At 71.7% G+C, this 19,800-nt stretch carries 19 protein-coding genes, 1 tRNA gene, 1 pseudogene and 1 riboswitch; of the genes and pseudogenes, 9 read left to right on the top strand and 12 right to left on the bottom strand.

Annotated elements, in window-relative coordinates:
• Window positions 1-89 precede the first annotated feature (89 nt).
• The gene (locus tag AB0K25_RS02275) at window positions 90-1,217 is read right to left on the bottom strand and encodes a PP2C family protein-serine/threonine phosphatase (RefSeq protein ID WP_219465479.1); all 1,128 of its coding nucleotides are present in this window, start codon (window positions 1,215-1,217) and stop codon (window positions 90-92) included.
• Between the two features lie 87 nt (window positions 1,218-1,304).
• Window positions 1,305-1,949: a septal ring lytic transglycosylase RlpA family protein gene (locus tag AB0K25_RS02270; protein WP_363817873.1), complete on the bottom strand. Its 645-nt coding sequence runs from the start codon at window positions 1,947-1,949 to the stop codon at window positions 1,305-1,307.
• Between the two features lie 219 nt (window positions 1,950-2,168).
• On the opposite strand from AB0K25_RS02270, the gene AB0K25_RS02265 reads away from it, so the two are divergent.
• Entirely contained in the window at window positions 2,169-2,717 is a 549-nt protein-coding gene (locus tag AB0K25_RS02265) for a phosphoribosyltransferase family protein (protein WP_219465477.1), read from the top strand.
• 164 nt (window positions 2,718-2,881) lie between these two features.
• The gene (locus AB0K25_RS02260) at window positions 2,882-3,313 is read left to right on the top strand and encodes an ASCH domain-containing protein (protein ID WP_219465476.1); all 432 of its coding nucleotides are present in this window, start codon (window positions 2,882-2,884) and stop codon (window positions 3,311-3,313) included.
• 113 nt (window positions 3,314-3,426) lie between these two features.
• On the opposite strand, the gene AB0K25_RS02255 is transcribed toward AB0K25_RS02260, so the two are convergent.
• The 3 genes from AB0K25_RS02255 to AB0K25_RS02245 all read right to left on the bottom strand — a co-directional run bounded on the left by AB0K25_RS02255 (window position 3,427) and on the right by AB0K25_RS02245 (window position 5,367).
• Entirely contained in the window at window positions 3,427-4,314 is an 888-nt protein-coding gene (locus AB0K25_RS02255) for an LLM class flavin-dependent oxidoreductase (protein ID WP_219465475.1), read from the bottom strand.
• A 61-nt stretch (window positions 4,315-4,375) separates the two neighbouring features.
• The gene (locus tag AB0K25_RS02250) at window positions 4,376-4,639 is read right to left on the bottom strand and encodes an e9imm peptide (RefSeq protein WP_219465474.1); all 264 of its coding nucleotides are present in this window, start codon (window positions 4,637-4,639) and stop codon (window positions 4,376-4,378) included.
• A gap of 654 nt (window positions 4,640-5,293) precedes the next feature.
• Window positions 5,294-5,367, bottom strand: a tRNA-Gly gene (locus AB0K25_RS02245).
• 234 nt (window positions 5,368-5,601) lie between these two features.
• On the opposite strand from AB0K25_RS02245, the gene AB0K25_RS02240 reads away from it, so the two are divergent.
• Entirely contained in the window at window positions 5,602-6,636 is a 1,035-nt protein-coding gene (locus AB0K25_RS02240) for a zinc metalloprotease (RefSeq protein WP_219465461.1), read from the top strand.
• A 69-nt stretch (window positions 6,637-6,705) separates the two neighbouring features.
• Here the strand turns inward: AB0K25_RS02240 and AB0K25_RS02235 are convergent, their stop codons facing one another.
• Window positions 6,706-7,260 (bottom strand): pyridoxamine 5'-phosphate oxidase family protein, encoded by a 555-nt coding sequence (locus AB0K25_RS02235; protein WP_219465460.1) that lies wholly within the window; start codon window positions 7,258-7,260, stop codon window positions 6,706-6,708.
• A gap of 191 nt (window positions 7,261-7,451) precedes the next feature.
• Between AB0K25_RS02235 and dcd the strand changes: the two genes are divergently transcribed.
• Entirely contained in the window at window positions 7,452-8,030 is a 579-nt protein-coding gene (gene dcd / locus AB0K25_RS02230) for a dCTP deaminase (protein WP_208565243.1), read from the top strand.
• A 51-nt stretch (window positions 8,031-8,081) separates the two neighbouring features.
• Here the strand turns inward: dcd and AB0K25_RS02225 are convergent, their stop codons facing one another.
• The 4 genes from AB0K25_RS02225 to AB0K25_RS02210 form a co-directional block, all read right to left on the bottom strand.
• On the bottom strand, window positions 8,082-9,122 hold the full coding sequence (locus tag AB0K25_RS02225; protein WP_357532738.1) for an NlpC/P60 family protein: 1,041 nt from the start codon (window positions 9,120-9,122) through the stop codon (window positions 8,082-8,084).
• A gap of 12 nt (window positions 9,123-9,134) precedes the next feature.
• A riboswitch (cyclic di-AMP (ydaO/yuaA leader) is annotated at window positions 9,135-9,271 on the bottom strand.
• A 156-nt stretch (window positions 9,272-9,427) separates the two neighbouring features.
• Entirely contained in the window at window positions 9,428-10,426 is a 999-nt protein-coding gene (locus tag AB0K25_RS02220; protein WP_208565241.1) for a C40 family peptidase, read from the bottom strand.
• A gap of 177 nt (window positions 10,427-10,603) precedes the next feature.
• On the bottom strand, window positions 10,604-11,608 hold the full coding sequence (locus tag AB0K25_RS02215; protein WP_219465458.1) for a hemolysin family protein: 1,005 nt from the start codon (window positions 11,606-11,608) through the stop codon (window positions 10,604-10,606).
• Window positions 11,601-12,908, bottom strand: coding sequence for a hemolysin family protein (locus AB0K25_RS02210; protein ID WP_255598825.1), 1,308 nt, complete (start codon window positions 12,906-12,908; stop codon window positions 11,601-11,603). The genes AB0K25_RS02215 and AB0K25_RS02210 overlap by 8 nt, the downstream gene beginning before the upstream one ends.
• A 142-nt stretch (window positions 12,909-13,050) precedes the next feature.
• On the opposite strand from AB0K25_RS02210, the gene AB0K25_RS02205 reads away from it, so the two are divergent.
• Entirely contained in the window at window positions 13,051-13,731 is a 681-nt protein-coding gene (locus AB0K25_RS02205; protein WP_255597803.1) for a GPP34 family phosphoprotein, read from the top strand.
• A 69-nt stretch (window positions 13,732-13,800) separates the two neighbouring features.
• On the opposite strand, the gene AB0K25_RS02200 is transcribed toward AB0K25_RS02205, so the two are convergent.
• The gene (locus tag AB0K25_RS02200) at window positions 13,801-16,017 is read right to left on the bottom strand and encodes a (Fe-S)-binding protein (protein WP_219465453.1); all 2,217 of its coding nucleotides are present in this window, start codon (window positions 16,015-16,017) and stop codon (window positions 13,801-13,803) included.
• Between the two features lie 287 nt (window positions 16,018-16,304).
• Entirely contained in the window at window positions 16,305-16,568 is a 264-nt protein-coding gene (locus AB0K25_RS02195; protein WP_208565236.1) for a cell division protein CrgA, read from the bottom strand.
• Window positions 16,569-16,797: 229 nt separating this feature from the next.
• On the opposite strand from AB0K25_RS02195, the gene AB0K25_RS02190 reads away from it, so the two are divergent.
• The 4 genes and pseudogenes from AB0K25_RS02190 (at window position 16,798) to AB0K25_RS02175 (ending at window position 19,715) form a co-directional block, all read left to right on the top strand.
• On the top strand, window positions 16,798-17,604 hold the full coding sequence (locus AB0K25_RS02190) for a DUF881 domain-containing protein (RefSeq protein ID WP_208565235.1): 807 nt from the start codon (window positions 16,798-16,800) through the stop codon (window positions 17,602-17,604).
• A 263-nt stretch (window positions 17,605-17,867) separates the two neighbouring features.
• Window positions 17,868-18,776, top strand: a pseudogene (locus AB0K25_RS02185) (class E sortase); the annotation flags it as partial.
• Between the two features lie 5 nt (window positions 18,777-18,781).
• The gene (locus tag AB0K25_RS02180) at window positions 18,782-19,060 is read left to right on the top strand and encodes a hypothetical protein (protein ID WP_208565233.1); all 279 of its coding nucleotides are present in this window, start codon (window positions 18,782-18,784) and stop codon (window positions 19,058-19,060) included.
• A gap of 4 nt (window positions 19,061-19,064) precedes the next feature.
• Entirely contained in the window at window positions 19,065-19,715 is a 651-nt protein-coding gene (locus tag AB0K25_RS02175) for an aminodeoxychorismate/anthranilate synthase component II (protein WP_208565232.1), read from the top strand.
• Window positions 19,716-19,800 lie beyond the last annotated feature (85 nt).

Here is a 19,800-nt window from a genome sequence, read left to right as displayed (position 1 = left end):
TTACCGATCAGTAACCCCCACTGTATTACTCACCGGTAGGCAGCGACAACCCGATCGTCGAAGTGACGGCGATCACAGCCCGGCGCGCGTCAGTTCTCCGCCGCGCCGACCTCCCACGAGGGCACCGCCACCGTCACCCCGCTACGCGGCCCGGTGTACTCCATCAGCACCAGGGCGATGTCGTCGTCGAGCCGCCCGTGCACCCACTCGACCAGCGCGGTCTCCAGGGAGGCCAGACCGTCGCCGACCGTGCCGTGGCCGAGCAGCCGCCACGCCCGGTCGGCGGTCGGGAAGAACTCGCCGTCCCGGCGTGCCTCACCGAGACCGTCGGTGAACAGCAGCAGCCGGTCGCCCGGCTCCAGCCGCTCCACCCGGGGCCGGACCACCGGCATGAAACCCAGCGGCGGCGCGGGCGCGGGCGGCTCCAGCGGGATCACCGCGCCCCGACGCAGCAGCAACGGCGCCGGATGGCCGCAGTTGACGATGGTCAGCGTCCCGCCGCGCTCCTCGACCACGGCCGCGGTGACGAAGTCCTCGTCCCCCACGTTGCGGGCCACCGCCCGGTCCAGGTCGGCCACCACCGCCCGCAGGTCGGGCCGCTCATAGGCGACGTGCCGGTAGGAGCCGAGCACGATGCTGGCCAGCCGGACCGCGTCCAGCCCCTTGCCCCGCACGTCCCCGATGATCATCCGGACGCCGTACGGGGTGTCTATCGCCTCGTACAGGTCACCGCCGATCTCGGCGGTGGCCGTGGGGGAGATGTACCGGGCCGCCACCGCCAGGGTCCCGACCTGCGGGCCGAGCGGACGCAGCACGGCCTGCTGAGCCACCGAGGCCAGCCGGGACAGCTCGCCGATCCGCACCACCTGCCCCTGCCGGACCGCCGCCACACTGGCCGCCACCACGGTGGCGAAGGCGATCCCGACCAGGGACACCGCAGTGGTCAGCTTCATCGCCGGATCGGCCACCGCGAACCCGGCCCCGACCAGCAGCGCGAGGAAACCCACCCCGGCCACCGCCCGCCACGAGGCGAACCCGGCGGCCAGGATCGGCGCCACCGTCATCAGTGCGACGTAGTGCACCGCACGGCCGTCGGCCGACTCGATCGCCGAGACGAGCGCGAGCAGCCCGACGGCCGCGCCGACGCCGGCGCGGGACCCGGGACTCAGTGGGCCTCGGCCCAACTGGAAGGCATGTTTACGTACGTGGGACAGCATGCCTGATGGAACCGGGCCGGAGAATGAACCTAGCCCCACGATTGAGGGTGTTCTACCCGGCCGTCCCGCTGGTGTCACCGTTCGCCGTCAGCCCAGCACCTCGTACCTGACCGTCAGTTCACCCAGGTCGACCGAGGCGATCGCGGCGAAGGCGGCCCGGGACAGGTCGATGCAGCGCCCGTCGACGAACGGGCCACGGTCGTTGATCCGCACGGTGACGGACTTGCCGTTGGCCGGGTTGGTCACCCGGACCTTGGTGTTGAACGGCAGGGTCTTGTGCGCGGCGGTCAGCGCGCTCGGGTCGAAGTTCTCCCCGTTGGCGGTCAACTGACCCTCGTCGTAGAAGGACGCGCCGCACGAGCCGCTGTCGACGACGTTGCTCTTCGGGGCCGCCTTCTTCGTGGTGGCGGACGGCTTGGGCTCGGGCGTGCGCGGCTTGCTCCGGGAAGCGGCCTGGGTCCGGGTCGCCTTCGGGCTGGCCGTGGCGGTGGGCGACGGGCTGGCGGTCGGGGAGACGGTGGGGCTGGCACTCAGGCTCGGGGTCGGCGCGGCGGTGGTGCCGACGACGCCGGGGGTGACCGGGTCCACGACCACGGGGGCCGGCGCGTCGTCGGCCGTCAGCTGCACCGCGCCGACGGTGCCGCCGACGGCGAGCGCGACACCGAGCGCGGCGGTGGCCGCGATGCCGGCGGGCGAGGAGAAGATCCGGGTACGGGAGTGCCTGCCAACCACCGGCTCGGTCCTTTCGTAGGCCTTCATAGCGGCTCGGACCGTAACGACAGAAGCACTTCCGAAGTCAACGTGATCATGGTGGTATGCCCGGAATTACAGTGATACGTGTGACCGATCAGCCGACGGCCGGTGGGCCGCACGGGCCAGAATGCCACCGCTGGCATTCACCGCCGAGGATGGGGTCATGACCGCCGCGCCGCGTACCGCGAGGATGGGGCCATGACCGCTGCGCTGCGCGCCCGCCTGGTCGAGCTGTTCCGCTGGGTCGACCCGGGGCCGGGCAGCAGCCACCTGGTCAGCGACGTCTCCGGCTGGTGGCGGGACCCGCAGGTGCTGGCCGGGCTCGGACCAGCCCTGGTCGCGCCGTTCCACCCCGACCGGCCGACCGTCGTCGTCGCCCCCGCGGTGACCGGGTTGATGCTCGGGCCGCTCGCCGCGACCGCCCTCGGTGTCGGCTTCGTCCCGGCCCACAAGCCCGGCGACGGCCGACTCCCCGCCGGCCCGCTGACCTGGGCGCAGAGCCCACCCGACTTCCGGGGCCGGCAGGTCGACCTGGCGGTACGCGACGACCGGCTCGGCGCGGACGACCGGGTGCTCATGGTCGACGACTGGGTCGCCACCGGAGCCCAGGTGCGGGCCGTCCGGGACCTCTGCGCCGCCCGGGGCGCACACTGGGTCGGCGTCGCCGCCGTGGTCGTCGACCTGCCCGACCCGGTCGCCGCCGAACTGGGCGCACGCGGGCTACTCACCCCCGCCGACCTGCCCTGACCCACGCTCCCGTGTCAGCCCGGCCAGGGTGCCGAGCGACTTGGCGACCAGCAGATCGGTCGGCGTGGCCAGGGTCGGGGCGACCTGTCCGGCGACCCAGTCCACCGCCACCGCCGGTGGTGCGCCGGGCGACGGGACAGCGGCACCCCGGTAGCCTCGGCCGCATGTGGCCACGGATCGGCGGACTCCGCACGCTCGCCCTCGGCACCCCCGGTGAGCTGCGCACCACCCTCAACACGCTGGTGCTCACCGGGGTCAAGACGGCCACCGCCGGCCTGCTCACCGAGTACGCCGCCGAGGCCGAGGAGTTGGAGCACGTCGGTGAACGGCTGGCCCTGGTCGACGACCGGGACGCGCTCGTCGGAGTGGTCGAGGTGACTGGAATCGACGTCGTCCCCTTCGCCCGGGTCCCCTGGGACTTCGCCCGCTCCGAGGGGGAGGGCGACCGCTCGATCGAGGACTGGCGGGCGGGGCACGCCGGCTTCTGGGCCCGGGCCGGCACCCCGGTCACCGACGACACCGAGATCGTCTGCATCCGGTTCCGACTGGTCTCGGCCGGCGACGGCGGGATACGCACCGGCGACCTGGGCACCTGAACCGGGCCGGGGCGGCACCCCGTCAGTGTCCGGCCCCCTGCCGGTGCGTGCGGGGTCCCTCAGTGTGCAGCCGCTCAGGGCCCGCGGCACCCCGCAGTGCGTGCGGCGACCTGTCAGGGCGTGCGCAGCTCCGGCAGCAGGCGGGTGGCGACGTCCGCCAGCACCGCCTCGTCGCCCGCGTACCAGCTGCTGGCCCGGGGCCAGTGCGTGATCACGTCGGTGAAGCCGAGCGCCGCCGCCCGCGCGACCTGCTCGGCGAAAAAGTCCGCGCTGCTCAGCGAGAAGACCGGCGCCGAGTCCAGGGAGAGGTACCGGGGCAGGCTGGCCGGGTCGCGGCCGGCCTCGTCGAGGGTACGGTCCATCCGGGCGCAGAGCGTCGCCACCCCGCCCCACCAGGCCGTCAGTTCCTCCTCGCCGGTGCCGGTGGTGACCCAGCCCTGACCGAACCGGGCGACCAACCGCATCGACCGGGGCCCGTTGGCGGCCACCACGAACGGCACCCGGGGTTGCTGCACGCAGCCGGGGTTGTTGCGGGCGTCCACGGCGGAGAACCAGTCACCCCGCCAGGTGGTGCCGTCCTCCCGCAGGATCAGGTCCAGCAGCTCGGTGAACTCACCGAACCGGTCCACCCGCGGCCGGGGCGGCAGCGTCTCCCCGCCCAGCACCGCCGAGTCGAAGCCGATCCCACCCGCGCCGAGACCCAGCAGCAGCCGCCCGCCGCAGATGTCGTCGAGGGTGGTGACCTGCCGGGCGAACGCCGCCGGATGCCGGAAGTTGGGCGAGGCGACCAGGGTGCCGAGCAGGATCCGTTCGGTCACCGTGGCAGCGGCGGTCAGCGTCGACATCGAGTCGAACCACGGGCCGTCGACCAGATCCCGCCAACCCAGGTGGTCGTACGTCCAGGCGTGGTCGAAGCCCCACGCGTCCACCTGCTGCCAGCGCCGACGCGCCTCCGGCCACCGCTGGTCGGGAAGGATCACGATGCCAATCCGCATGATCACCAGGGTACGTCCCGACGCCGCCCCCGGCCCTTCCCGTGCCGGGTGCCCGCGCTCACGTGGGTCAGTCAGGCCGGGTCTGCTCCTCGGTCTCCGACCACGGGGTCGCCTTCAGCACGATCGGCCGGTAGGCCAGCGCGCGGTCGACGACCTCGGTGGCCGTCAGCTCCGGGGTGGTCGTGAAGATCAGATCGGAGACGTCCGGACAGACGAGGTCGCGTGCGAGTCTGTCCAGCCAGTCGTTCAGCTCGCCGTCGTCGGCATAGTCGAGCCGCATGATCCGCTCGACGAGGGCGACGGCCTCGTCCCGGGTCAGCTTCGCCGGCACGGTGACCTCCTCGGAGCAGGGTCGATGGCACCCCACATGATCCTCGACGGGGAGGTGTCGAGGTTTCCGCCCCGGGCTGTCGTCCAGGTCGGCCCGGGGTCGGGTGGTCCTGGCGCGTCCTTTCGAGCTGATGTCGTCAACGAATCAGGCGGCGAGTGAGGCGTGACAGGTGGTCAGGCGGGGGGTGACGGGCGGCGGGCGGCGGGCGGCGGGCGGCGGGCGGCGGGCGGCGGGCGGCGGGCGGCGGAGTGTGCTGACGTCGACACCGCTTCGGCCGTCGGTGTGAGTCGTTCACGTCATCAGGTCTAAAGGACGCGCACGGGTATCCGCTCCCCCGCCATGCCGATCGAGTGGGCTTCAGGTCGCCGGGGTCGCCGCCTGGGCGACGTCACCGGGGTCGTAACTCTCGTCGCAACCGCCAAGTCACCAACGCAGGCGGCACCTGGAGCCGCTACCCCGGCCCAAGGCCATGACTTGTTACCGCGACAACCCCGCTGTCGGCCGCGCCGGTGCTCAGCTGGCTTCCGAGCCAGGTGAGTAGCGTCGTGCTGTACTGCCCGCTGATGCTCCCGCCATCGGCACGGTGCGCCCTGGTTGACCTTGGAACATCGAAGGCCCCGACTCGGATTCGCATCCTGGTCAGGGCCTTCGTGGTGGAGCGGGTGACGGGAATCGAACCCGCACTGTCAGCTTGGGAAGCTGATGTTCTGCCATTGAACTACACCCGCAAGCGGAACCACTGTACCTGAGGTGACCACGCCCGCGCACCCTGGCACCCCCGCACGCCGCCGGACACCTTCCGTAGCCGATCGACCACCACCTGCTGAAATGAAACGGTCAGATGTTTCACAGAAGCAGCTTAGGGACGTTCTCAAACGTGTCGATCAGTTGTAACGTCACCCCCACGTTCACGACCTCGGCGCGACATACCCCCTGTCGCGCCGCCAGAAAGAGGTGGGCCCATGGGACTACGTCCCAACCTGCTGACCCGGCGTGCCGCCGGCGTCGCATCGACGACCTTCGCGCTGCTGCTGAGCACTGCTGCGGTGGGCGTCGTGCCTGCGGCTTCCGCATACTCCGCAGCCCCCGACAACGCCTCCTGCGCGGAGCCGGCCGACGTCCACGAGGACGTCCACTCCGACGCGCGCGTTCGCGGCGGCAGCAAGGCCGCGCACAAGCGGCACGACCCGAACCAGCTGACCGCCACGCAGGTCAAGGAGCGGGAGGCGGACTTCGCTGCCGCCCTGCGCAACAGCGCCCTGCGGTCGAAGTCCAGCATCCGCACCGGTTCGAGCGAGGGCACGACGGTGGCGCTGGCCCCGATCACCGTCCCGGTCGTCGTCCACGTGATCCAGCGGGACAGCACCCGGGCCGGGGGCAACATCCCCGACTCGCTGATCAACTCGCAGATCACCGTGCTCAACCAGGCTTACAGCGGTGCGACCGGCGGCGCGGCCACCGGCTTCACCTTCCAGCTCCAGAAGATCAACCGGGTCACCAACGCGTCCTGGTACCCGATCGTGCAGGGCTCCTCGGCCGAGCGGGCGATGAAGACCCAGCTGCGCACCGGCGGCAAGAACACCCTCAACTTCTACCTGGGCGAGCTGAGCGACGACCTGCTCGGCTGGGCGACCTTCCCCAAGCGCACCCTGGACGTGATGGACGGCGTCGTCGTGCTCGGCGAGTCGCTGCCGGGTGGCACCGCCACCAACTACAACCTGGGTGACACCGGCACCCACGAGGTCGGCCACTGGCTGAACCTCTACCACACCTTCCAGGGTGGTTGCTCGGGCTCGGGCGACGGCGTCTCGGACACCCCGGCCGAGCGTGAGCCGGCCTTCGAGTGCCCGACTGGTCGGGACACCTGCACCGCGTCCGGCAAGGACCCGATCACCAACTTCATGGACTACACCTACGACTCGTGCATGTACCAGTTCACCGCTGGTCAGGCGAGCCGCATGGTGAACGCCTGGACCGCCTACCGCGCGTCGGCCTGACCGACACACCGCAGGCACCGGTGCCGGCTCCGTCCTTCCCGGACGGGGCCGGCACCGTCGTCTTCCGGGTCAGGCGGCGGTACGCCGGGTGTCGAACCCGTGCCGACCACGCCGGGCCGGCCGCTGGTCGGGCAGGTCGGCGACACCCGGCCGGCCCGCTGTCGGGTCCAGCCAGACCTGCACGGCGGGACGCCCGCCGTCGGGACGCAACTGGCCGCCGTGGTCACGCCGGGTCAGCATGGCGACGTCCACGCTGAACTCGAAGAGCCGCCAGTCGACCTGGGGAGCGGCCCGACCGATCGCAGCCACCAGCGCCACCCGGGCCGGATCGGCCACCGGCTCGGCCCGACCGGCGAGATACGCCTCGTCGTCGCTCTCCTCCGCCGGGAACGAGTGGAGCGCGTAGCGGCCGTCACGTTCGAGGTCGCGTCGCTTGGGTGAGTCGACGACGAAGCAGAAGAGCCCGCCGTCGGTGACCAGCGGGCAGACCGGGTGCACCCGGGGACCACCGTCGGCGCGGACGGTGGCCAGGTAGCCGAAACCCGGCCCGTACTGCTGGAGGAGAAGGCGGATCCCGTCGGCGAGTCGGGGCTCGTCGGCGGCGAATGCGGACCATGATGCCATGCCGTCATCCTATCGAACAGGCGTTCGAAAATCAGTCCGACACGCAGGTGGAAGGGCCCGGCATCCGCCCCGCAGCCACCGCCGACGACGACCGCGGGCGGCCCGGTGGGTCGGGGCGGCCGACGCGCCGACGAGGCCGGCGGGACGGCCCGGTAGGCAGGGCGGACTGGCGTGCTCGATAGGGTGGCCCGATGCTGCTCTCCGACCGGGACCTGGTCTCCGAGATCAAGGCCGGCACGCTGGCGCTGGAGCCGTTCGAGCCGAGTCTGGTGCAGCCGTCCAGCATCGACGTGCGCCTCGACAAGCTGTTCCGGGTCTTCAACAACCACCTCTACACCCACATCGACCCGGCCGTGCAGCAGGACGACCTGACGTCGATGGTCGAGGTGCCGGCGGGCGAACCGTTCGTGCTGCACCCGGGTGAGTTCGTGCTCGCCTCCACGCTCGAGGTCATCTCGCTCGGCGACCAGCTCGCCGGCCGGCTGGAGGGCAAGTCGAGCCTGGGCCGGCTGGGCCTGCTCACCCACTCGACCGCCGGCTTCATCGATCCGGGCTTCTCCGGCCACGTCACGCTGGAGCTGTCGAACGTGGCCAACCTGCCGATCACCCTGTGGCCGGGCATGAAGATCGGCCAGCTCTGCATCTTCCGGCTCTCCTCGCCGGCCGAGCACCCCTACGGCTCGGAGGTGTACGGGTCGCGTTACCAGGGCCAGCGCGGGCCGACGCAGAGCCGCTCCTGGCAGAACTGGCGCATCTGGCCCACCCGCTGACCACACCCCACCGGGCCGGGCCCCCCGGGTCAGGGGGCCCGGACGCGTGGCTCAGCCGGGTCGGCCGTAGCTGTTGACCGGCCCGTCGTCGACCCGCTTCATCGTGATCGGCTTGCCGGCCTGGGAGGCGTGCACGACCCAGCCGTCCCCGACGTACATCCCGACGTGGTGCAGGTCGGAGTAGTAGAAGACCAGGTCGCCGGGGCGCAGGTCGGCCCGGCTGACCCGGTCGGTGACCTGGCGCTGCTGCCGGGCGTTGTGCGGCAGCGACACCCCGGCCTTCGCCCAGGCGGCCATGGTCAGCCCGGAGCAGTCGTAGTTGTTGGGGCCGGCCGCGCCCCACACGTACAGCTTGCCGATCTGGGCGCAGGCGAACTTGACGGCCGTGCCGGACGGGCCGCCGGGGTAGCCGGCCGGGCAGGGTGCCGGGCGCAGTGATCCCCCGCCGCCGTTGCCGTAGACCTTCAGCCGCAGCTTCTGCAATTTGTCGATCTCGGTGTTGATCTGCTTCTTCTTCGCCGCCAACTGGGCCTCGGTACGGGTCAGCTGGGCGACCATCTCGTCCAACGGCGCCTTGGTCGCGGCGAGTTCGTCGCGCAGTGCCGCGACGGTCCGCACCTCGCGCTGTTGGCGGCTGGCGAACCGGTCCAGCAACCCCAACTGCTCGACCACCTGGCTGGGGCTGTGGCTGCCGAGCAGCGCATTGACGGTGGACATGTTCTCGCCCTTGTACGCCTGGACGGCGAGGCCGCTGACCTGGTTCATCGCCTGGTCCACCCGCCGTTGCAGCGGGGCGATCCGCTTGCCCAGCGCGTCGGCCTGCCGACGCTTGGCGGCGAGGTCGGTGCGGGTGGCGTTGTGCTGCTCGATGATCGGTTCGAGCTTGTTCCAGTCCTGGTCGATCTGTCGTTCGATCTCGGCGACCGAGGGGTCGGCGTGGGCTGCCGTGGCGCCACCGGTCAGGGCGACCGCGACGGCGGCAAGGGTGGCGAGGGTGGTGGTGAAGCGGGACCAACGTGGGCGCGGCACCGTCGTCTCGCGGGCGACCTGGGTCGACCGGCGTGACGGTGGGCGCGGGGCATCGTGTGCCACCGGGCTCCGGGCTCCTTCTTCCTCGACCGCCTACCGGGTTAGCTGACGGGTTCGGGCGGGAAGGGAGCGCCCTACCGCAGTGGTTGCGGATTCACCCCGGCGTACCTGGGTCCCCGGCTCGCCCGGAGGCGACTCGGCGGTGCCGGCCGACGCCACCCCGGGTGGGGCGGACCTGGTGCCGACCGACGATTGACCAGAGTAGAGATGGTCGTTATCGATCCGCAACCCGCCGGGCCGGCACACTCCGTGACCGGAAGACGGGCCAACCCCCGGCCCATCGGGCCGGGGGTTGGCGTCTGCGCTGGTCAGGGTCGGCGGAAGCCGGCCACCGGCATGTAGTTGATGCTGGTCACCTGGACCGGCTTACCGGTCCGGGGTGCGTGCACCATCATGTCGTTGCCCAGATAGAGGCCGACGTGGTGCAGGTCGCTGAAGAAGAACACCAGGTCGCCGGGGCGGGCCTCGGAGCGCGGGATGGCCTTGCCCTCGTTCCACTGGGCACCGGTGAAGTGGGTCAGCGAGATGCCGGCCGCCTTGTAGGCGAACTGGGTGAGCCCGGAGCAGTCGAACGAGTTCGGCCCGGTGGCACCCCAGACGTACGGGTCACCGACCTGCGCGCAGGCGGTCGCGATCGCGGTCCGGGCGGCGGAGCTGACCACCCCGTTGATCGTGGGGCAGCCGTTCACCTTGACGGTGGTCTTCGGCATGGCCGCCTGGAGCCGCTTGATCTCGGCGTTGATCTTGGTCTTCTTGGCCGCGAGGTCCTTCTCCTGCTGCACCTCGGCGGCGATCAGCGTGTCGAGCTTCTGCTTCTCGGCGTCGTACTTGCGGCGCACCACGAGCACCGCCTCGACCTCCCGCCGCTGCTCGGCGGCGAGCCGGTCCAGAATGGTCAGCTGCGCGGCGAGGGTGCCCGGCCGGCTGGTGGTGAGCAGCGCGCTCAACTCCTGCGACGGCCCGGACTTGTAGTAGCGGGAGGCGAGGTCGCCCACCCGGCCGAGGGCCAGTTCGCTCTGCAGGGCCAACGGCTCGATCTTCTTCTGCAGGTCGGCCGACTTCTTGCGGTTGACCTTCAGCTGCGCCCGGACCTTGTTGTAGTTCTCGATGGTGGGTTCGAGCTGCTCCCACTGCTTGTCGAGAGCCGCCTCGATCTCCTCGGGCGACGGCGCGGCGTGGGCCGGCACAGCGAGCATCCCGGCACCGACGGCGACCGCCGCGACCACGGTGAGCAGGCGGCGGGCGACCCGCCGAAGGACTGCCGGCCGGGCGGGCGGCTGGCCCTGGACGTGACGTTGAGGGGGCATGGTTGCCACCGGCGTCGACTCCTTTGCAACCGACCGCCGGGCGCCTCGCTAAGGGGAAGAAGGAGGCAGACGACCCACAGCGGCCGGTGCAACATTAGGGGGAGTCCCGGTGGGGAATCAAGGCGGGTGGGCCCTCCATCACATCAGTGCAATCGCTTGCACACAAAGGGTGTTCGCTCAATTTCCAACGATTGCTGTCAATACATCGTCGAGCGTGACCACACCCAGGGGGCGGCGACCGTCGCTCACCAGCACCATGTGCCGCCGCTCGCGTCGCATCGCCAGCAGCAGATCGGCCAGCGTACGGTCCGGTGGCACCACGGCCAGCGGCCGGTAGACCTCGGCCGGCACCGGCGCTCGACGGGACGCCCCGGCGTACCCCAGGACGTCCTTGACGTGCACGAAGCCCAGCACCCTGCGGGTGGAACGCTGCACCACCGGGAAGCGGGACCGGCCGGTGGTGGTCGCCAGCACCTCCAGAGAGGCCGGTGAGACGTCCTCGGCCACCGTGGTCACCGTCGACCACGGCTGCAGCGCGTCCGCCGCCGTCCGGGCGTGCAACGCCAACGCGCCGGTGATCCGGGCGTGCTCCTCGGCGTCGAGCAGCCCCTCGGTACGGGCCTGGGCCACCAGCCCGGCCAACTCCTCGGCGGTGAAGACCGTCTTGACCGCGTCGGCGGCCTCCACCGCCCACAGCCGCAGCACCTGCCGGGCCGCCCACTTCATCGCCAGCAGCAGCGGCTTGGTGGCCAGGCAGAACGCCAGCATCGCCGGCCCCAGCCAGAGCGCCGACGGCTCCGGCCCGGCCAGGGTGATGTTCTTCGGCACCATCTCGCCGACCACCGTGTGCAGGAAGACCACCACGCCCAGGGCGATCAGGAAGGAGACCGGGTGCACCGCGCCCGCCGGCAGCAGCACCGCGTGGAACACCGGCTCCAGCAGGTGGGCCAGGGCCGGCTCGGCGATCGCGCCCAACCCGAGCGAGCAGACGGTGATGCCGAGCTGCGCCCCGGCGATCATCAGCGGGATCTGGTTCATCGCCGACAACGCCCACCGGGCCCGCTTCGAGGTCGCGGCCAACGGCTCCACCACCGTGTGCCGGGACGCGATCAACGCGAACTCGCTGCCCACGAAGAACGCGTTGCCGAGCAGCAGCACCACCGCCACCAGCAGCTCAGTCATCGACGTGCGGCTCCTCGGGGCGAACCACCCGGACCTGTTCGATCCGGTGCCGCTCCACCTCGACGACGGTGAACTCGTAACCGTCCGCCCCGGTCGTCTCGCCGGGCAGCGGGATGTGCCCCAGCCGGGCCATCAGGAACCCCGCCAGCGTCTCGTACGGCCCCTCGGGGAGCCGGAAGCCGGTCTGCTCGTACAGTTCGTCCTCCCGCAGCACCCCGTCGACCAGGACGGTCCGTTCCCCACCCGGCACGGTCAGCCCGGTGTCGTGGGCGTCGTCCACCGTGGCCGGGTCGAACTCGTCGGCGATCTCCCCGACCAGCTCCTCGACCAGGTCCTCGACGGTCACCACCCCGTCGGTGCCGCCGTACTCGTCGACCACGATCGCCAGGTCGGACCCGGCGGCCTTCAACGCCGCCAGCACGCCGTCGAGGTCGAGGCTCTCCGGCACGTACACCGGCTCGCGGGCGACCGAGGCGACGGTGGTGCCGGCCCGCGCGGCCAGCGGCACCCCGAGCGCGTCGGGTACGGCCGCGACCCCGGTGACCAGGTCGAGGGTCTCCTCGTAGACAGGGAACCGGGTCCGACCGGTCCGGCGGGACAGGTCGAGCAGCTCGGCGACGGTGGCGGTGGCCCGCAGCGCGATCACGTCCACCCGGGGGGTCATCGCCTCGGCGGCCCGCTTGTCGCCGAAGCGGATGGTGCGCCGCAGCAGCATGGCGGTGTCCGGTGGCAGCGCCCCGGCGCGGGCCGAGATGGCCGCGAGCAGGCCCAGTTCCTCCGGGGAGCGGGCGCTGGCCAACTCCTCCTGCGGCTCCACCCCGAGCTGGCGGACCAGCCGGTTGGCCGAGTTGTTCAGCCCTCTGATCAGCCAGCCGAAGGCCCGCGAGAAGGCGCGCATCGGCCCGGCGGTGGCCAGCGCTGCCGGCATCGGCCGGGCCAGCGCCAGGTTCTTCGGCACCAGCTCGCCGAAGAGCATCGAGAGCAGGGTGGCCAACGCCAGGGCGAGCAGCGGACCGAACCGGTCCGCACCGCCCAGCGGGGCCAGCAGCGGGTCAAACAGCCGGGCGAGGGCCGGTTCGGCCAGGTAGCCGGTGAGCAGCGCGGTGAGGGTGATGCCGAGCTGCGCCCCGGAGAGCTGGAAGGACAGTTCGCGCAGCGCCCGACGGACGGTGGCGGCGGTGGTGTCGCCGGCCTCGGCCCGCCGGTCGATCTCCGCCCGATCGACGGTGACCAGGGCGAACTCGGCCGCAACGAAGAACGCGTTGCCGGCGGTCAGCAGCACGAAGCCGACCAGGGGCAACAGCGTACCGAGCAGCAGAGAGTCGATGGGCGTGATTGTTTCACGACCGCGTCCCGCAGTCACCGGGGCGTGGCTCACCGTCACCGGCGTCGTCGGATCGGCCCAGCGGCGGGACTCGCGCCACCGGGTTAGCGTGGACGGCATGGCACCACTCACCCTCGCCGACGAACTGGTCCTGCTCGCCTACGACGACACCGGGGTGAACCGGCTCGGCCGGCCCCACCTCGACTACGGGCTGTCCGGGGCGGTCCTGCTGGAGCTGGCCCTCGCCGGTCGGGTCGAGGTGGCCGACGACCGGCTGGCGGTGACCGACCCGACTCCGGTCGGCCGGCCGGTGCTCGACGACGCCCTCGCCCGGGTGGCCGCCGACGGCAAGCGTCGCCGACCCAAGGACTGGATCAGCCGGCTGGCCAAGGGGCTGCCCGACCGGGTGCTGTCGGGTCTGGTCGACACGGGGGTGCTGCGCCGGGACTCCGACCGGGTGCTGCTGGTCTTTCCGCGTACCCGCTATCCGTCGCCGACCGGCGCGGAGCCGACGGCGGAGACGGCGGCCCGGCAGCGGATGCTCGACGCGCTGCTCGCCGACGGCCCGGTGGAGGCCCGGACGGCCGCGCTGCTCGGCCTGACCCGGGCGGTGGGGCTGGACCGCAAGCTCTTCCGGGAGCTGCCCAAGGAGCGGCTCAAGGCCCGCACCACGGAGATCGCCGACGGGGACTGGGCGTCCGCGGCGACGAAGAAGGCGATCGAGGAGACCCAGGCCGCGATCATGATGGCGACCACGGTGACCACCACGGCCGCCATCATCACCACCACGACGTCCTGACGACCGCTGCGGCGGCGGCACCGGTGGGTGCCGCCGCCGTCGTGCGTCCGCCCCGGCGGGGGTACGACCTCAGCCGGCGGTCGGCGCGGTCTCCTTCTCGCCCGGCGCGGTGTCCGGCTTGACCGAGCGCAGCAGCACGCTGGCCACGTCGACCACCTCGACCTGCTCGCCGGCGCCCTTGCCGTTCACCCCGTCGTTGAGCATCGTCGAGCAGAACGGGCAGCCGACGGCGACCGTGCGCGCCCCGGTGGACATGGCCTCCTCGACCCGGTCCACGTTGATCCGCTTGCCGATCTTCTCCTCCATCCACATCCGGGCGCCGCCGGCGCCGCAGCAGAAGGAGCGCTCGCTGTTGCGGGGCATCTCGATCAGGGTGCCGTCGGCGCTGCCACCGCCGTTGACGGCGCTGCCGAGCACCTCCCGGGGCGCCGCGAAGACCCGGTTGTGCCGGCCCAGGTAGCAGGGGTCGTGGTAGGTGACGCCGCCGTCGACCGGCTGCACCGGGGTGAGCTTGCCGGTGCTGACCAGGTGGGCCAGGAGCTGGGTGTGGTGGACCACCTCGAACTCGCCACCGAGCTGGCCGTACTCGTTGCCGAGGGTGTTGAAGCAGTGCGGGCAGGTGGCGACGATCTTGCGCTTGGTCTTGTCCCGGCCCTCGAACGCCTCGTTGAGGGTCTCGACGTTCTGCTGGGCGAGCATCTGGAAGACGAACTCGTTGCCGATCCGGCGGGCCGGGTCACCGGAGCAGGTCTCGCCCTCACCGAGGATGGCGAAGGAGACGCCCGCCTCGTTGAGCAGGGTGGCGACCGCGCGGGTGGTCTTCTTGGCCCGGTCCTCGAACGCCCCGGCGCAGCCGACCCAGAACAGGTACTCGAAGTCGTCGACCTCGCCGACCCGGGGCACCGGGAAGCTCAGGCCCTTGGTCCAGTCCTCGCGGGTGTTCTGCGGGGCACCCCACGGGTTGCCCTTGTTCTCCAGGTTGCGCAGCATGACGCCGGCCTCGGACGGGAAGCTCGACTCGATCAGCACCTGGTAGCGCCGCATGTCGACGATGTGGTCGACGTGCTCGATGTCGACCGGGCACTGCTCGACGCAGGCCCCGCAGGTGGTGCAGGACCACAGCACGTCCGGGTCGATCACACCGCCGGCCTCGGCGTCACCGATCAACGGCTTGTCGGCCTCGGCGAGGGTGAGCACGTCGAGGTGGGCGAGCTGCGCCGCGGTGGCCTTCTCCTCGCCGGTCAGGTCCTTGCCGCCCCCGGCCAGCAGGTAGGGCGCCTTGGCGTACGCGTGGTCGCGGAGGCTGAGCACGAGCAGCTTGGGCGACAGCGGCTTGCCGGTGTTCCAGGCCGGGCACTGCGACTGGCAGCGCCCGCACTCGGTGCAGGTGCTGAAGTCGAGCAGCCCCTTCCAGGTGAACTGCTCGACCTGGGCGACGCCGAACTGGTCCTTCTCGGGGTCGGCCTCCTCGAAGTCGAGCGGCTTGCCCTGGCTCGTCATCGGCCGCAGCGGGCCGAGCCCGGAGCCGGCCGGCCGGTCCGGCTCGCGCTTGAAGAAGATGTTGAAGAACGCCAGGAAGCGGTGCCAGGCGACGCCCATCGTCACGTTCAGCGCGATGACGATCAGCCAGGTCATCGAGATGACGATCTTGATGAGGGCGGCGATGCTCACGCCGGCCGGCCAGGCGGGCAGCAGCGCGCCGACGGCGTGGCTGACCGGGGTGGCCCAGAGCGGGTACTCGAAGTGGTCGGTGGCGACCTTGAAGCCCCGGATCACGAACCCCATGACCAGCACGGCGAGGACGACCGCCTCGACGAAGTAGCCCTGCCACATGGTGGAGCCGGTGAACCGGGAGCGCCCACCCGGCCGGGTCGGCCGGTTGCGGATCCGGATCGCGATCAGCACTGCGATGCCGACCGTGCCGAGCACCGCGATCACCTCGGTGACCAGGCCGTACACGGCGAGGCCACCGATCAGCGGCAGCCCGCCGGTCGACGAGACGACCTCGAAGTACGCCTCCAGCACGAGCAGTGACAGCACGATGAAGCCGACCATCACGAACCAGTGCGCGGCCCCCACCACGCCCCACCTGAGCATTCGGGTGTGGCCGGCCGTCTCGACCAGCATGGTCTTCGCCCGGGTGCCCTTGTCGGTGAACCGCTCCGGCGCGGGTTGCCCCAGCCGGATGACGGCCACCATCTTCCGCACCGCACGCACCGCGAGCCACACCGCCACCGCGGTGATGGCGGCGGCGAGGACCGTGGTGACGATCTGGACGCTGCCCATCGAGTTGGCCTCCCGGTCTGCTGCCTGGCGAGCGGCGCGGCGGCCGGGGCCGGTTCAGGAGGTGCCCGGCCTGCCGCCGCCGCACCCCCGACCGGACCGGTCGACGACCTCGCTCCGCTCGGTCATGCGGTGCAGCCTACGCGAAAGTTACCCGACGGTAACGTGAATCTTCTCGCACCAGGCCACGCCGCCCTGCGGACACCATAGGGGGCCCGACGCCGAAGCGCCGGGCTGGGGGCGTACGCGATGACCTGGGTCGTGTCGTGGAGGGCGCCGCAGCGCCGGGCTCAACGCCAGCGGGAGAGCAGCACCAGGGAACCCACCATCGCGCCGAAACCGACCGCGAGGTTCCAGTAGCCCCACGAGGCGACCGGATACTCCTGCTCGGAGAGGTAGTAGACCACCAGCCAGCCGATGCCGCCGACGATCAACGCGACAGCGGTCACCGGCAGCCACACCGGGCTAGGCTTGCGCGTCGCCGCGGTCGTCGTCGGACGGACGTCCGTCGGCGGGGTGTACACCTTCTTCTTACGGACCTGAGACTTGGGCACGACGCTCTCCAGAGGGGTGACGACCTCGTCCGGCCTGACAACCGGGCGCGGGGGCGACGGTCCATGGCCAATAATGTTCGACAGCTAGCGTAGTCCGGAAGGCCGGTTCAGGCCATGAATGGGGTCGATCCGGTGCCCACGGTGACCGGATTCGGTCGGGTCGACGCGCCGTCGACGACCCGATCCGCACCGTGACGGGCGTCACCAGACGACGGGAGAGGAACGCAGGGTGGAGTACACATCCGGTGCGGCGTCCTGGCAGAAGGCCATGCGCCGGGCGGTCGCCGCCTTCCTGCCCCGCCGCCCCCGGCAGCGCCGACCGGGCTGGTCGATCGGCGTGCCACTGATCGCCGCCGCCGCCGGACTGCTCTTCACCACCACGGCGACCACGGCGGGCGGCACCGCCCTGCGGGAGGACCGCCGGCCCCAGCTCACCCAGCTGATCGAGGACCGCCGGGAGCAGGTGGCCGCCAGCGAGCTGCGGGCCGCCCGGCTGCGCGCCGACGTGGAGGGCGAGACCGAGACCCTGGCCGACACCGACGCACCGATCAAGGAGCAGCGGGACCGCGCCCAGGGCCTCCAACAGGCGGCCGGCTTCACCGCGCTCACCGGCTCCGGGGTGACGGTCGAGTTGAACGACGCCCCCCGCCGCAACGACGGCACCCTACCCAAGGGCGCCACCAACGACGACCTCGTCGTCCACCAGGGTGACGTGCAGGCCGTGGTCAACGCGCTCTGGGCCGGAGGCGCGGAGGCCATGTCCATCATGAACGTCCGCGTGCTCTCCACCAGCGCGGTACGCTGCGTCGGTAACACCCTGCTGCTGCACGGCCGGGTGTACTCGCCACCATTCAAGATCGTAGCAATCGGCGATCCCGCTGCCCTCCAGCAGGCCCTCGCCGGCTCGCAGGGAGTCGGGTTGTTCAAGCAGGCGGTCGACCACTACCAGCTCGGCTACTCCGAGCACGTCGGCTCCGTCACCGTGCCCGCGTTCGAGGACTCCACGGCGCTGCGATCGGCGACGGTGCCGCGATGACCCGGCAGGGCGGGGGTCCGCACGGCGGCGACCAGCACGACGAGCCGACCGCGTTCCTCCCCAGGGTCGACCGGTCCACGCCGCCCGCCGCCACCCGCACCGAGCCGGCCCGCCCGGAACCCACCGGCCCCTGGCCCACCCCCGTGCTCCCGGCACGCCAACCGCCACCCGCCTGGCCGGGCGGCCCCGCCCCCGGCACGGGCCACGGTCGGGGCGTACCCGGGAACGGGCCGGTGGAGCGCGGCCGGCCGGGACCGGACCACCCGGCGGACCCGGCGGCCACGGCGCTGCTGCCGGTGGTGCCGGCCCGACCGAACAACCCGGCGCTGGACTCCACCGCCCTGATGGGGGCGGTGCCGCCCGCCCCCGAACACCCCGGCTCCGGCGAGCCCGCCCCGCCACCACCCCCGCCCCGGCGGGGTGAGCGGGTCGTGCAGCTGCGCCCGGAACAGACCGGGGAGGGCTACAAGAGCGTCTACTCGGAGCTGACCCGGCCCAGCTTCGGCTCACGGCTGCGCACCGGGGTACGGGTCAGCGGCGAAGTGCTGATCACCTTCGGACTGGTGGTGCTCCTGTTCGCCGGGTACGAGATCTGGGGCAAGTCCGCCCTCGTCGACGCCCACCAGAGCAAACTCAACAAGCAACTGGAACAGGCGTGGGGCCCGACCGGCGACCCGACGGTCAGCCCGAGCACCCCGGCCAAGCAGGTCGCCCCCGCCGAGGGCAAGCCCATCGCCGGGCTCTACATCCCCAGCCTCGACAAGAACTGGGTGGTCGTCGAGGGCGTCACCCAGGAGGACATCCGGTACGCCCCCGGCCACTACCCGAAGAGCGCGCTCCCCGGCGAGGTGGGCAACTTCTCCGTGGCCGGGCACCGCAACCGGGCCACCTTCTGGCGGCTGGACGAGCTGAAGACCGGAGACGCGATCCTGCTGGAGGGCAAGCAGGACTGGTACGTCTACAAGGTCTACCAGACCCGGATCGTCCGCCCCGACCAGGTAGAGGTCGTCGCTCCGGTGCCGGGCGAGCCGAACGCGAAGGCCACCCGCAAACTGCTCACCCTGACCACCTGCAACCCCAAATTCGACAACTACCAGCGGCTGATCGTCCACGCCGAGCTCGACCGCGCGCAGCCCAAGTCCGAGGGCCCACCGCCGGAACTGCGAGGCTGACCACGGTGTACTCGTTCATCTGGCGCAAGCTGCCCTTCGGGCTGCCCGGCAAGCTCATCGGATCGGTGCTGCTCGCCACCGCGACGGTGGCGCTGCTCTGGTATGTGATCTTCCCCTGGGCCGAGCCGCTGCTGCCCTTCGACGACGTCCAGGTGACCCAGGACTCCGGCAACCCGGGCGGCGACTCCGCCGTCGATCCCGACGCGCCGGCCGGCGACGGGCACGACCTGCCGTACGACACCGACCGCAACAACACCCCACCCGCCCCCTCTCCGGACCAGTGAGCCCATGCGTGTCCTCGTGATCGACAACTACGACTCCTTCGTGTTCAACCTCGTGCAGTACCTGGGCCAGCTCGGGGTGGAGTGCGAGGTCCGACGCAACGACGAGATCGACGTCGCCGAGGTCGGCCGGGTCGGCGCGGCGGGCGTCCTGCTCTCGCCGGGGCCGGGCAGCCCGGACCGCGCCGGCATCTGCCTCGACGTCATCCGCCGGTACGCCGGGGAGCTGCCGATCTTCGGCGTCTGCCTCGGCCACCAGGCGATCGGTGAGGCGTTCGGCGGGACCGTCACCCGGGCACCGGAGCTGCTGCACGGCAAGACCTCCGAGGTGCGGCACCACTCCGTCGGGGTGCTGGCCGGCCTGCCGGACCCGTTCACCGCCACCCGCTACCACTCGCTGGCGGTGCTCCCCGAGACGCTCCCCGACGAGCTGGAGGTCACCGGCTGGACGGAGTCCGGTGTGGTGATGGCGATGCGGCACCGGACCCTGCCGATCGAGGGGGTGCAGTTCCACCCGGAGTCGGTGCTCACCGAGGGCGGCCACCTGATGCTGGCGAACTGGGTCGCCGCCTGCGGTCACCCGGAGGCCCTGGAACGCGCCCCGGAGCTGGCCGCCGAGGTCGACGCCCGCCGCCGGGCCGCCTTCGCCACCAACTGACACGGCCGACGCCGCCCGAGCGCCGGGGCACGCGCCGACCGGTGCCGGTCGGTCACCGCCGGAAAGAGCCAGGCCCGGTCCAACC

Source organism: Micromonospora sp. NPDC049257 (assembly GCF_040678915.1).
Lineage (GTDB): Bacteria > Actinomycetota > Actinomycetes > Mycobacteriales > Micromonosporaceae > Micromonospora > Micromonospora antibiotica.
This window is presented reverse-complemented; position numbering and strand designations above follow the sequence as displayed.

What these genes read in the sequence shown, in the direction of transcription:
- AB0K25_RS02175 (WP_208565232.1), top strand. Translation starts at nt 19,065, where the DNA reads ATGCGTGTCCTCGTGATCGACAACTACGACTCCTTCGTGTTCAACCTC.
- dcd (WP_208565243.1), top strand. Translation starts at nt 7,452, where the DNA reads ATGCTGCTCTCCGACCGGGACCTGGTCTCCGAGATCAAGGCCGGCACG.
- AB0K25_RS02200 (WP_219465453.1), bottom strand. Translation starts at nt 16,017, where the DNA reads ATGGGCAGCGTCCAGATCGTCACCACGGTCCTCGCCGCCGCCATCACC.
- AB0K25_RS02220 (WP_208565241.1), bottom strand. Translation starts at nt 10,426, where the DNA reads ATGCCCCCTCAACGTCACGTCCAGGGCCAGCCGCCCGCCCGGCCGGCA.
- AB0K25_RS02265 (WP_219465477.1), top strand. Translation starts at nt 2,169, where the DNA reads ATGACCGCTGCGCTGCGCGCCCGCCTGGTCGAGCTGTTCCGCTGGGTC.
- AB0K25_RS02240 (WP_219465461.1), top strand. Translation starts at nt 5,602, where the DNA reads ATGGGACTACGTCCCAACCTGCTGACCCGGCGTGCCGCCGGCGTCGCA.
- AB0K25_RS02205 (WP_255597803.1), top strand. Translation starts at nt 13,051, where the DNA reads ATGGCACCACTCACCCTCGCCGACGAACTGGTCCTGCTCGCCTACGAC.
- AB0K25_RS02260 (WP_219465476.1), top strand. Translation starts at nt 2,882, where the DNA reads ATGTGGCCACGGATCGGCGGACTCCGCACGCTCGCCCTCGGCACCCCC.
- AB0K25_RS02275 (WP_219465479.1), bottom strand. Translation starts at nt 1,217, where the DNA reads ATGCTGTCCCACGTACGTAAACATGCCTTCCAGTTGGGCCGAGGCCCA.
- AB0K25_RS02215 (WP_219465458.1), bottom strand. Translation starts at nt 11,608, where the DNA reads ATGACTGAGCTGCTGGTGGCGGTGGTGCTGCTGCTCGGCAACGCGTTC.
- AB0K25_RS02235 (WP_219465460.1), bottom strand. Translation starts at nt 7,260, where the DNA reads ATGGCATCATGGTCCGCATTCGCCGCCGACGAGCCCCGACTCGCCGAC.